Source organism: Demequina pilifera, assembly GCF_048814985.1.
Classification (GTDB): domain Bacteria; phylum Actinomycetota; class Actinomycetes; order Actinomycetales; family Demequinaceae; genus Demequina.
The window spans coordinates 158,946-170,450 of the sequence record NZ_JBMDTW010000002.1 but is presented as its reverse complement, the minus strand read 5'-3'; the positions used below and the strand labels follow the sequence as shown (position 1 = coordinate 170,450).

General features: G+C 65.1%; 10 protein-coding genes. 7 read left to right on the top strand and 3 right to left on the bottom strand.

All coding sequences use genetic code 11. The features are described from left to right. Positions 1–21: 21 nt before the first annotated feature. Positions 22–2,808, bottom strand: a complete 2,787-nt coding sequence (locus tag ACNI14_RS03585) for a reverse transcriptase domain-containing protein (protein ID WP_420518596.1) — start codon at positions 2,806–2,808, stop codon at positions 22–24. Positions 2,809–3,485: 677 nt separating this feature from the next. Between ACNI14_RS03585 and ACNI14_RS03580 the strand changes: the two genes are divergently transcribed. Continuing rightward, positions 3,486–3,752 (top strand): hypothetical protein, encoded by a 267-nt coding sequence (locus tag ACNI14_RS03580; protein WP_420518595.1) that lies wholly within the window; start codon positions 3,486–3,488, stop codon positions 3,750–3,752. A gap of 157 nt (positions 3,753–3,909) precedes the next feature. On the opposite strand, the gene ACNI14_RS03575 is transcribed toward ACNI14_RS03580, so the two are convergent. Further along, positions 3,910–4,566 carry a DUF6308 family protein gene (locus ACNI14_RS03575; RefSeq protein ID WP_420518594.1) on the bottom strand — a complete coding sequence of 219 codons (657 nt, stop codon included), beginning with the start codon at positions 4,564–4,566 and terminating at the stop codon, positions 3,910–3,912. Between the two features lie 131 nt (positions 4,567–4,697). Between ACNI14_RS03575 and ACNI14_RS03570 the strand changes: the two genes are divergently transcribed. The 6 genes from ACNI14_RS03570 (at position 4,698) to ACNI14_RS03545 (ending at position 10,920) form a co-directional block, all read left to right on the top strand. Further along, positions 4,698–5,324 (top strand): hypothetical protein, encoded by a 627-nt coding sequence (locus tag ACNI14_RS03570; protein ID WP_420518593.1) that lies wholly within the window; start codon positions 4,698–4,700, stop codon positions 5,322–5,324. Between the two features lie 9 nt (positions 5,325–5,333). After that, on the top strand, positions 5,334–5,843 hold the full coding sequence (locus ACNI14_RS03565) for a hypothetical protein (protein ID WP_420518592.1): 510 nt from the start codon (positions 5,334–5,336) through the stop codon (positions 5,841–5,843). A gap of 71 nt (positions 5,844–5,914) precedes the next feature. Beyond that, positions 5,915–7,015, top strand: coding sequence for a hypothetical protein (locus tag ACNI14_RS03560; protein ID WP_420518591.1), 1,101 nt, complete (start codon positions 5,915–5,917; stop codon positions 7,013–7,015). Positions 7,016–7,279: 264 nt separating this feature from the next. Next, a complete protein-coding gene (locus ACNI14_RS03555; RefSeq protein WP_420518590.1) occupies positions 7,280–7,789 on the top strand; it encodes a hypothetical protein in 510 nt (169 codons plus the stop codon). Positions 7,790–7,792: 3 nt separating this feature from the next. Further along, entirely contained in the window at positions 7,793–8,911 is a 1,119-nt protein-coding gene (locus tag ACNI14_RS03550) for a PrsW family glutamic-type intramembrane protease (protein ID WP_420518589.1), read from the top strand. Between the two features lie 122 nt (positions 8,912–9,033). Next, the gene (locus tag ACNI14_RS03545) at positions 9,034–10,920 is read left to right on the top strand and encodes an HNH endonuclease signature motif containing protein (protein ID WP_420518588.1); all 1,887 of its coding nucleotides are present in this window, start codon (positions 9,034–9,036) and stop codon (positions 10,918–10,920) included. Positions 10,921–10,934: 14 nt separating this feature from the next. On the opposite strand, the gene ACNI14_RS03540 is transcribed toward ACNI14_RS03545, so the two are convergent. After that, complete coding sequence (locus ACNI14_RS03540; RefSeq protein ID WP_420518587.1) at positions 10,935–11,441, bottom strand: hypothetical protein; 507 nt, start codon at positions 11,439–11,441, stop codon at positions 10,935–10,937. Positions 11,442–11,505: the final 64 nt, after the last annotated feature.

Sequence of the window (11,505 nt, the reverse complement as noted above, 5' to 3'; positions counted from 1 at the left end):
CCCCTGCGTGTGGCACGGCGCCTAATGGTTCTCCTTCGAACGCTGGCGCGCGAGAGCTTGCTGCCCGGCAGTCTTCACAGGCGGAGACTTCTTTCTGGCGGGTGTGATCTCGAATCCGCTTGGGCAGGGCTTGAAGCCGGTGATGTTCGGGTCGGGCCGGTACATCGACTGATGGATGCGGAGCGCATCGATGTCAAGCGTTGCGGCGACTACGTAGTCTCTAGTCCCACGAGAGACGCGAACGAGGTCGCGCTGGTAGTCCTTCTTTCTAGGTGCGCGTACTCTGCTGTCACCGAAACGTCGATCGTTAGCTTGGACAATGTACGCGTGAATGTCGAGCGCTGACGACTCCACCAGCGACGAGAAGCTCTTGATGTCCTGGTTGTGCTCAGGGACAAACAGAGCATCGACTTTTCCACGAAGGTAAGCGCGCGCCGAAATGTCAGTCAGTTCGTGGCAGATTAGGACGCTGAAGTAGAAGCCCCCGTGATCGATGACGGGAATCTGCTCAGAGTTGGTGCGTGGTGAAATGGGTTCAAAGCGCAGGTCCCCGAGCTCGGTCAGCAGCTCCTCTTCGTGTGGCGCCGGAAGTTGCTTGTCTTGCTTGTGGATATACATAGAAGGCACGTCGGGATGGTGCACTGGCAATGCAGCCCAAACCTGGTTTGCGACAAGCCTAGGTTCCCGGGTGATGTACTCGACGCCGGAGACTAGCCCAATCCCGTGAGCTCGCAGTTTCAGTGCAATTCGCATGAACCACGCTGGAGGGATTGCGAGCTCGTGGAGGACGAAGTAGTCGAGAGCATCCGACGTACGGAGCACGTCATTGACGAGTCGTGCGAGTCGGTTGCGCTTCGCGAGTGTCAACTCGGGCGCTCCCAGCGCCGCACCTTTCCAAGTGTCGGTCTCGCTCTGCGTAACGCCGAGCGCAACATGAACTTCCCGCGATCGGGAAGAGGCGCGGCCGCCCTTGATCTTCAGAACTTGATGCTTGAGCTTCGGGGATTCCGACTGGGTCGTACTCTCGTGGGCTACTGAGGCTAGCGAATCGCCTGGCTCGTACCCGCGTGCACCGATCATGGCCTGAACTAGGAGTTCACTATCGGGGTAGAGATCTTTCTTCCGCTGCGCGAGGTACAACTCATCGAGTCGGACGGGGCGCGTCGCAAATGCGACCCCCGCTTGCAAACCTGCGGGGATCTCGAGAAGTTCGCACACGGCCTCCGCGCCAGCCAGGATCTCGGCTGGATAGGCGGTGCCCTTTCCGAGCCGCGGAAGTGGACTTGTTGATGAGGTGCCGAGAAGGTCGCTTTGCAAGAAGTATCGCCTCAGCGGGCGATAGCCTAGGTCTCTAGCATTGATGGAGTGTACCTGCAGCAACAACTCGTTCTCATCACCCACCCATTCGTGGTCTGGGTTTAGAGACGAGAGCGCGTCGCTGACTTGGTCAGGTTCCCAGGTCGTTTGGCGGTCAAGGGGGAGCGCGACTAGGACGCTCGCCTTTAACTGCTCCGCAAGATCACGCCTCCACTCGTCCCAGATCCGTGTCTGATCGGTCGCCTCTTTGTCGCTAGTGACCTTGCTGGTGCCTGCGACGTCGACGGCGTAGTGATCTTTGGCGTCCGCCACCATTGAAGCGATGCCCTTGATCAGGCTCGCGACCTCCTCGAAATCGCCACACGATACTCCTAGCCGCACAACTCGCCCGGCGGCGTTGCCGAGCTCGAAGAACACGCTGGGGATCAACAGGTGATCCTGGACAGCGCGCAGGAACCTCTTCCGCTGAGCGGACCAGGCGGTTGGTGGAAGGTCCTGAGCGTAGGCCTCATAGTCGGATAGGCAGATCGCAAATCGGGACCTGGTCAGCGTCACAAGGTCCGCATCGCGCAGGGTTCCGCCATGCTCGGCACTCGGTTGAACTGCTCGCGCGACTTCCGCTCCCACTTCGTCTAGTTTCTCAGGCACTGTCGATAGGAGGCGCCACTCGCTCGACGCCTCGCTGATCCGAGCGGCGAGCGCATTCAACTTGTCCGTACCCCGAGTACCTTCGAGCCTCAGCAGCGAGTTCTTCTTGTTCCCGAACTCAACCCGCGTGCTCGGCATGAACGGAGGCGTGAAGATCGTGGCGCTCGAATCGTCGTTGCGTGGATGCTGCTTGCTGCCTTGGTCCTGGTCGCTGTTGACCGTCGGGGGTGTAATCGTGCCCTCAGACCGTTCGGAGATCCAACGCCACACTTCAGTCGCATTGGTGAACCGGGGGTTGTCGTGAAGGACGATCGCGATGTCGTCGACGTAGCGCGCGTACTTGAGCGGCATGACCTCGTGCTCGACGATTCGGTCGAGCTCGACGAGCGCCAGATTTGCGACGACCGCGCTAGCAGGAAGCCCGACGGGCAATCCCCGGGCTCTCAATGAACTCGAGATCGCCTGTGAGTTCATCCAACCGCCGAGGGAACGTACAAAGAGCTGATTGATATGACTCTCGTGAGTGTTTAGGTCTAATCCAAGTTGCTCGATATATCCACTTTCAGTGAGAAAATTGGGGTCAAGTGAGTGAAAGAACCTCGTGGCGTCACCTGTCAGTACTGCAACGTCTGCACCTGCTTGGAGTGCATCGCGTGCTGCGTCGAGCGGGCCGTCTCGCCATTTGCGGTACCGAGTCATGTATGGGGGAAATGACCCGCTTCCGAGCACATTGAACCGCTCGCCTTGGGTCCTGCGGAGTCGGTAGCCCAGCACGTTGTCAGAGAGGCGAGCATCTAGCTTCTCGCCGACAGTCATCATCCAGTAGGTCGAGAGCACGTGCATGTCGATACTGCAGCGTGACATGAGCCGAAGTTCGGCTGTCTCCCCACATTAGAATCCTGCGAGGTTCGAATGCCCTTGGGGGCAAGGTACGAATCGCCTAGAAACGCTGGATCATCCACCCACGCGTCGCTATCGCCGTTGATTCGTTGACGAAGCGAGCGCAAATTGTCCCCGAGTGCGGCCTCGTACTGGATGAGATCGAGAGCGCGAGTGTTCTGGGTGAAGAAGAGGTCCGTTTTGGCCAGCCTGTACGCGATCACGAGATCGCGCAGGCTTGCCGATGTGCGGCTTCGGCTGTCTAGCATTCTTCACCGGTCTCTCATGCTCGCCCTCGCCTGCGGAGCTGGCGCCCACACAGCGCACGAAGAGCGCCAACTGATCTGACGAGGTGGTGTGGCTTCGCACTGCATATCGGACGGTTCGGCGCATGACTTCAGTCGTAGGGGGAAGCGAGGGCGTTGCGCCACCCCGCCCGCCGGGAAGGTGCTGGCGCGGTGGAGCTGCACCCGACCTCACGCTCCGTGCTGACCAGCGGCAGGGGTTCCCCGGCCCATGTGCGATGGGGTACGCGGCAGGACCGCTGTTCCCTGCCATGGCGCCCACCGCTGAAGCCAACCCGCGCATCGGCCGGGCTTCGAGCCCCACCGCCGTCACACCTGCCAGCTACCGCGTTCCACATGAGCGAAGCATTGACCAAGCCCTCGTCGGCGATCAGCCTCCCCGACGACTTCAAGGAGCGTGTGTTCAAGGCGATCGCGGTGCAGCGTCCCGCGGCGACGGCCTACATCAGGGAGATTCGGCGGCGTAAGCCGGACGCGACTCCGGCCGAGGTCATGAAGATCATCGAGCAGCAATACATCGCGACCACCACGTCGGCGAGTGCGGCGGCGGGTGCCACGGCCACGATTCCGGTGGTGGGCATCCCCGTGGCTATAGGCCATTGAGTTGCGGACCGATTGTTCGTCTACAAGGCCTGGTGCGAGCGGCTCGAGTTCATATGGACACCAATGCCTTGCCCCGACTGCTACACAACGTATTGCCGACGCGGACAACGGGTGGCATTGGCGTACTGAGGCGCAGGCTCTACTCCGCCATTGGTATTCATGAGTCCTCTTCGACAACACGTCCTGCATCTTTGCCGTGTCGCCAGAGGATGATGTCGATGACCCGCAGCGGCGAAATGCTCGGACTCAAGCCCGCCTCTTCTCGGAGCCGCGCGGCGCGGCGGTAGAAAGCACCATCCTCGCGCGTGACTAGATCGCGCATCGTATGCCAGTGGTTCAGGGAACTACTGAGCCCGAGTTCGGCGGCGATGACCGAGTCGTATATCGGGATAAGAAGCGGGCGTTTTCGCGCGAGAAGTTTGCTCGTGCGAGTGGGACCGAACCCGGGCACCGTGCGGATCACGCGCCACAGCTCAGAAGCAGTACTCGACTCGTCCGGCATCGGTGCGGCGTCGGGGTCGGCGAGCGCCAGAGTTGGCGGGATCTTTGCCAAGAGCTCAGCCACTTGAAGGCGGAGGTCCGACTCGAGCAGAGCGATCGCCGCCGCTCCCTTGACTTCCACGGACAGCGTCGCGAGTGCGACGAGGTCGCCTGGCGTGATCTGGTTGACGCCCTCGAGGTCGTCGGGCCGCGACGCAATGGTCTCGAAGGACGCTCCTTCGTGGCGTACCGACCCGTCTGCCAGTCCGAAGTATCTGCGGAGTAATTGCAGAGCATCGTCGAACGACTCTTCACTCAAGATTTCGGGCACCATTGCCAGATCAACTCCCTCAGTTGGTCCCGACGGTATCGCGATGAGGCCGCGGGACCAAGGTGCGTTGGGTGTCGATCTCGTTGTAGGCCAGCCCGCGTGCGATGTCGGTGTCTGCAAATAGCGTGCTCCTCATGGCGGTTGACAAGGTTTACGCGCGGGCGCGGACCCAGGGGTACCGTGTTGCCTACCTTGAGGACCCGGGTGCTCACGCGCTGGGATTTGCACGGCACCTCAACGCCGAGGCGATCCGGACCTGGCCTGATCGCGATGCCCCGCGGATATTTGACGAGGCGACTCGTGTTCTTCAATCGGCAGCCGGAGCCGAAGAGGTCGATGCGCGCGTACTGCGTGACCTCGCGCTGATTCTTCACAACGCTGCGCAGCTGCGCACTTTTGAGGCAATGACGTACTTGGACGAACTGCCCCAGGCGCTCGACAACGCTCGTGAGGCGGCTGCGTTGCAGAGCGAGCTCGTTGGCCTGGCGCGCGAATCCCCGCTCCCGCAAGCGCAGGCTCAAGTTCCTGACTTGGTCGAGGGCCTACTGGTGATGCTCCTGACGCTCGCGCGAGTGCTTGCTGCGTGTGGCGTGCTCGATGAGTCACAGGATGCGTTGGCGGAGGCTTCGGCATTGACCGACGAGTTCGAACAGGATGCCGATTGGCTAAAGTGGTTGAGGTTGGTGCGCCGCGAGCTCGCGCCGGTTGGCGATGTGTCGGGAGAGCGGCCGGAGCGAAAACTGTGGCTCTGGCTCGCATAGGGTCGCTGTATGAGTGAGAACGAGGGCGCGGTCCCCATGACTTCACGTTGGCTCCCCAACAACTTCGAGCATCCGCTTCGCGTCGACATCACCAACGAAGCCCACATCCGCCCCATCAGCCCCGACGACGTCGACATCGACATGCCCGCCGTGATGGGCAACCAGGCGATGCTCTGGGAAAAGTACGGCGACGCCTGGGGCTGGCCGCCCGCCACCATGACGGCCGAGGAGGACCGCGAGGACCTGGTGCTCCACGCCGAGGACATGGCCGAGAATCTCTCGTTCAACTACGCGATCCTGCCCAGTGACGAGAGCCGCCTGTTCGGCTGCATCTACATCGACCCCGCCGGGCTTGAACCCGGCTCGGGCGTCGAGCAGCCCGCCGCCGACGTCTCGTGGTGGGTCGTGCCAAACACGCCCATAGGCCTCGCCGAAGCAGTCCGCGAGTTCGTCCCGGAATGGCTAGCGACGGCGTGGCCCTTCGCAACCGTGCGCTACCCGTTCGGTGAACTGAACTAAGCCCGCGCATCGGCCGTATTGCCGCTGAGCCGCATACTGGGCCTAGTACCCAAGCCGCACCAGGGAGCCCCATGAACGAGTCGCAGAGCAACGTCGCTAGCAGCCCAAAGTCCTCATCGAGCGCCATCGCCCTCCCAGACGACTTCCAGGAGCGCGTGTTCAAGGCGATCGCGGTGCAGCGGCCCGCGGCGACGGCATACATCAAGGAGATTCGGCGCCGTAAGCCGGATGCGACTCCCGCCGAGGTCATGAAGATCATCGAGTCGCAGTACGTCGCGACCACCACGTCGGCGAGCGCCGCAGCGGGCGCCACGGCCGGCATCCCCGTGGTGGGCGTGCCGGTCGCGATCGGCCTGGGCGTCGCGGACCTGCTGTTCTTCTACGAGACCACGGCTCTTTTTGCTCTGTCGATGGCGGAGCTGCGCGGCATCTCGATCGACGACCCCGAGCGTGCGAAGGCCGTGGTGCTCGGCGCGCTCCTGGGAGAGAAGCGCAAGAGCCGCATCACCGAGGTCGTGCTGAGCGCGCTGCCCGCGGGCGCGACGGTGGGCACCGCGCGGCGGACGGCCGGCGCCACCGTGTCGAAGGTCAACCCCAAGTGGGGCGACCTCCTGGCGACGCAGCTGCCCGACTCGGCGCTGGTCCCCGTCACCATCGCCCTCGCCAAGCAGATGGGCACGCAGGCGGCGCTGTTCGGCAGCGTGAAGATCGGCACCAAGGCGATCCCGGTGATCGGCGCGGTCGCCGGGGGAGTGACCAGCTACTACTTCGGGTCGAGCGTGGTGAAGGCGTGCCGCGAGGGCTTCTCCGCGCCCGCGGAGACCTGGCCCGCGTGGCTCGAGCCTCGGGACGGCGATACGGCCGATGCGCTTGCTGGCTCGCGCGCCGCAGTCGCCATGCGCTCGGCGTCGGGATCCGCGAAGGACTTTGGCGAGAGCGTGTGGACGCGCGTGGTCGACGGCACGGCGGCGTTCCGTGGCACGGATGTCGATGGGGAGCGCCGCGAGCCACAGGCGCTCACTACGGTCAAGTCCGCTGGTGCTTCCGTGGGCGGTGCTGCGGTCGGTGCCGCGAAGGCAGTCCGGGGAGCCGGCGCGAGCGCTGTGGGCGCGGTCGCTGGTGTGCTCAAGCGCGGCAAGCGCGACGGGGACGACCAGCCGGCCGAGTTGTAGTAGCCCCGCCCTCCGGGACTGGAAAGGCGAGCCGGCCCGCGCATCGGCCGTATGGCGCATGTGAACCGTGCGAGGGCCGCTGCTGGCGGGCACTACGCGGTGCGGAGAATCCGAGCGGCATCACGCACTAGTGAATACCTGCCTATTTACCTCTCAGCCGATCTCGCTATGGTCGATCCGTGATGTAGGTGCGAAGGCCTGGGCCAATCGGGTCCCGCGCGCGCCTGAGGGCTTGACGCCCTGATGAAGGTGAGGAGCACACCGATGCTGCTTGAGGTCCTCGTGGATGCGTGCACGGCGTGCGCGCCATCGTCCCCGCCGATTGTGCCCACGCTCGCAGGCGATGTCGGTTCGCCGACGACGGGCCCGCCTCCTGGTGAGAGCGACCGACCCGGCAACGACAGTCCCGGCGACGCTGGCCCCAGCGATGACCCCGCATCGGACGACAAGCCGTCGTTGTGGGACCGATTCTTTGACAGCGGCAAGGACGACGGGTCTCACGATGTCGCCGTTGACGTCATCAAGACCGTGGGGCAGGACGTGGCGACCGAGGTCGCGCTCGATATCGCGGGCAAGGCGCTGCCGGCGGCTGCGGGAACTGTGGGTGCCCTCGGAACGGTGGCGAGCGGAAGTCAGACCATGGCCGAGGGGATCACCATCATCAACGAGAACCAGGGACGTGGCATGGGCGGCAGCTCCGAGAGCGGCAAAGCCGTATGGGAGGCGCTGGAGCAGGAGCGCAATTACGGACCCCGCGGGCGTAGGCGCGACTGAGCCATGAGTTCACCAACGCCGGCGCCCTCGAAGAGGCGTCACGTCCTGTGGCACTGGGTCAAGTCTCAGCCGATCGAGGCGCTCGCCTTTCTCGGCTTTCTCGTTGCCTGCATCTCGTTCCTCACCATCGTGATCCCCGAGTGGTCGCAGGGAGCAGGCGGACTCGTGATGGCGAACCTCCTGGCCCATGGGTACGTGCTGATCTGGATGCTCGTGGCCACGGTCGTGGTGCGCACCGTGGGGATACGGCAGACGGTCGCGATGTTCTTCTCTGGCTTCTTCTTGGCCACGACGGTCTCGTGGCTGTTCACCAGGCCCCTGTTGAACCTGTTCGGCGGGAACGACCTGACGGTCGCGGTGTGGGTGCCGCTCGTCGAAGAGTTGGCGAAGGCCATTCCGCTGGTGCTCTTTCTGTGGCTCTATTCGCGCCGCTCCGGTCAGTCGCACGGGGTGAGCGAACTGATGATGCTGGGCTTTGCCGTAGGCGGCGGCTTTGCGGTCTACGAGGATCTGCTGTGGAACCGCTCGATGGCATCGTCGGATGGGGCAGTGTTCGGTGCATTTACCGAGCCTTGGGGAGCCGTTTTCCCGACGTTCTATGCCGGCTTTGGGGACCTGTTGATTGTGCACGCGGGCTGGACTGCTATCGCCGGCCTGGGCCTGGCTCTGGCGTCGATCTACCGCCGTCGTCGCATTCTCGCGCTGTGTTGTGCGGTCGCGCCGTTGGTGCTCGTCACGCTCGACCATTCCGCGCTCAACATGCGCGGTGGCTTCGCGCCCGTGGTCAATGTGCTGACGCTCAACAATGTGCTGCCCCTGGTGGTGCTCGTGGTGGGCTTTCCGCTGGCGATCCTCTACGACGTGCTGCGGCGGCGTCACCGTCCTCCGGCGTTGCCCGTGCCCGGGCGCGAGCTCTACCGGGTGGGCCTGGGCAACCGGGGCGATGTGTGGCGGGCCGTCATCAACGTGCTCGCGCTCGGCCACTACCGCAGGGGATGGACGGCTGCCGCCTATGACCGCGCATCGGTGCTGGGCCGGGGCGACGACTACGCCCGGCTGGCGGCCTGGTACCGGGTGGTGGTGCCGCCCTCGCGGGTGGCTGAATCCGCGCCCGAGAAGTAGTCCAGTGCTGGTGCGCTTATAGGGCGAGCCGGCCCGCGCATCGGCCGGTCGCGTAGGAGGCGTCGGGGTGTCGGGAACGCTTGCCGATCACCGATGTCAGACCCGGGTGATGGGATGGATGCATGACCGAGGCACCCGAACTGCTCACCCCCGTGGGGGGCGATGCTGCGCGGGTTTCCGAGGGCACGCGGGGTTCCGAAGGTGCCGCGACGTGGGACGAGCGCGTGCGCGCCGCCCTCGTGGACCGGCGCGAACTCACGCACGCCGGTGTGAGCGCGATGGCGGAGGACGATCTTGTGGCTCTCGGCGCCGCTTTGGGCGCGGTGCGCAAGGACGCGGACCGGATGATGGCCGTGGTGGCCGCCGAGCAGGCCGCGCGCTCCCGCGCCACGGCGAAGAAGTTGGGGTTGGCGCGCCGTCGCGGCACCGGTGACGAGCGCGGGCTGGTCTCCTCTCAGACCGGCGGCTCCAATGCCGAGGCGGGCCGCCTCATCGAACTCGGCGAGGCGCTGCGGGATGTGGAGCGGGCGGAGGCCGAACCTGAGGTCAGCGGGGAAGCCGCGCCACCGGCGCCGGGCCCGGATCAGCGCCAGGAGCAGCCGGAGCCCGCCCCCGTGTTCCCGCTCGTGGCCAAGGCCGTCAACGCCGGAGAGCTGGGCGTCGAGGCCTCCACGATGATCTTGCGGATGCTGCGGCGCGTCGCGAAGAGCTCCGCCGAGCAGGCGGTGTCGGCCGCCGAGAAGGACCTGGTGGAGTCCGCGCAGTACATGCGGCTCGACCGGTTGGCGAAGCTCATCACTCGCACCGAGGAGCGCCTGGATCGGGAACACCTCGAGGAACTCGCGCGGGACCGGCGCGAGCGGCGCTACCTGCATATTGGGGAGACGCCCGACGGCATGATCACGGTCAGGGGCCAGCTCGACCCCGAGAATGGCGCGCCGCTCGTCGCGGTGATGCAGGCGATGGTGAACCAGAACTTCCGGCTGCGCAAGCGTATGAAGGACGCGGCTAAGGCGGGCAAGGCTGTCGTGATCGACGAGCGCACTCCTGAGCAGGTGAGGGCCGATGCGATCGGCGACTTCGCGCGCCACCTCGCCGGGTGCGAGGTTGAGGTTCTTCCGCGCTCGGGCGTGACTTTGGTGGTGCGGAGCACTCTCGAGGAGCTGCGCGAGGGTCTTGGTGGCGGATCCGTCGACGGGCTCTCGACCACCATGGATGCGGGCGCGCTGCGGCGTGCGGCCGCGGCGGCAGGTGTGATTCCCGCCGTGATGGGAGGGCCGTCGGTGGTGCTGGACTACGGGCACCGCCGGCAGCACTTCACGTTTGCGCAGAAGCTGTCGCTCGTCGAGAGGGATGGCGGGTGCGCGATGTGTGGCGCTCCGCCCTCGTGGTGCGACGCGCACCATATTCGTCATTGGGCTCACGGCGGCCCCACGGACCTGGCCAACGGCGTGATGTTGTGCGTGCGATGTCATCACGACATTCACAATGACAATTGGCAGATTCATGCCACCGCGGAAGAGGTGTGGTTCACGCCTCCGGCCATTGTGGATCCTGCCCGAAGACGGCGCCCGGGAGGGCGGAGGCTCTTCGACGCGTATCCGCTTGAACCCGAACCGGCGGCGAGTCCTGACCCGACGCCCAGTCTCGAACCGATGGCTAGTCCCGAACTGACGTCCAGTCCCGAACCGACGCCCAATCCCAGTGCGGAGGACGGCCTATGCTTGATGGCGGCTCGGGAGCCGTGTGTGGTGGCGCCGGCACGCGTCGATGTGGCGAAGCATCCAGCGCTCGACCGGGGCGGGCCGTCCGTGGTCGAGAGAGCGCTGTCCGGGCTCCAATCCGGCCGGCGTCGGTCGGGAGAGCACATCGAGCGATGCGGTCCGGCCGGTCACGCGAGCGTCCTCGAGCGAGCGGGACCGGCGGGCTCTCGCCCCGGCTGGCGACACCGCGGGCAGAGTCTGATGGTGGGCTTGCCGGTCGCGATCGACCTCGGCGACGCCGACTGACGCCGCACCGTCCCCTACAGGGAGCGCCGCTGTTGCGCGAACCACTCGACGACCGCACTGGACGCGCTGCCGAAAACGAGCATCGGACCTACCACCAGGAATGGCATGGCCAGTGAACCGATGAGGTCAAGGTCGAGCGAGGTTGACGCCAGTACGGCCCAGATTCCCACAGGAAGCCCGACGATCAGCGCCAGCACTCCCCAGATGGCCGTCAGTGAGGCCACGCGCTGCCAGTAGGGGCGGCGCTGTGCTTCCTCGACGTCCTTGGCGCTGCGACTCGCCATCCGGACGAATGCTGCGATAGCGAACACCGGTGCGCAGATCACGGTGACGATCGTCGTGACCCCCATGGACGGCGTGCCGGAGCGGCCATCGGTCCCACCCTGCAGCAGGAGAGTGCCGACGACCGTCAGCCCTGCGATCGCGACTGCTTTGGCAGCGGCTCTAGCGGTGCGTGCTCGACTCATGCCGGCCTCGTGTTTGTCGGTTGCCCGCGGGAACGCTTGTTCTGTAAGCGCCACGCTAGCAAGGTGTGCGGCCCGCGGCCTGGTTCGCGTGTCCTGGGCAACGCGGCAGCCTGCCGCC

What these genes read in the sequence shown, in the direction of transcription:
- ACNI14_RS03585 (WP_420518596.1), bottom strand. Translation starts at nt 2,808, where the DNA reads ATGCACGTGCTCTCGACCTACTGGATGATGACTGTCGGCGAGAAGCTA.
- ACNI14_RS03580 (WP_420518595.1), top strand. Translation starts at nt 3,486, where the DNA reads ATGAGCGAAGCATTGACCAAGCCCTCGTCGGCGATCAGCCTCCCCGAC.
- ACNI14_RS03575 (WP_420518594.1), bottom strand. Translation starts at nt 4,566, where the DNA reads ATGGTGCCCGAAATCTTGAGTGAAGAGTCGTTCGACGATGCTCTGCAA.
- ACNI14_RS03570 (WP_420518593.1), top strand. Translation starts at nt 4,698, where the DNA reads ATGGCGGTTGACAAGGTTTACGCGCGGGCGCGGACCCAGGGGTACCGT.
- ACNI14_RS03565 (WP_420518592.1), top strand. Translation starts at nt 5,334, where the DNA reads ATGAGTGAGAACGAGGGCGCGGTCCCCATGACTTCACGTTGGCTCCCC.
- ACNI14_RS03560 (WP_420518591.1), top strand. Translation starts at nt 5,915, where the DNA reads ATGAACGAGTCGCAGAGCAACGTCGCTAGCAGCCCAAAGTCCTCATCG.
- ACNI14_RS03555 (WP_420518590.1), top strand. Translation starts at nt 7,280, where the DNA reads ATGCTGCTTGAGGTCCTCGTGGATGCGTGCACGGCGTGCGCGCCATCG.
- ACNI14_RS03550 (WP_420518589.1), top strand. Translation starts at nt 7,793, where the DNA reads ATGAGTTCACCAACGCCGGCGCCCTCGAAGAGGCGTCACGTCCTGTGG.
- ACNI14_RS03545 (WP_420518588.1), top strand. Translation starts at nt 9,034, where the DNA reads ATGACCGAGGCACCCGAACTGCTCACCCCCGTGGGGGGCGATGCTGCG.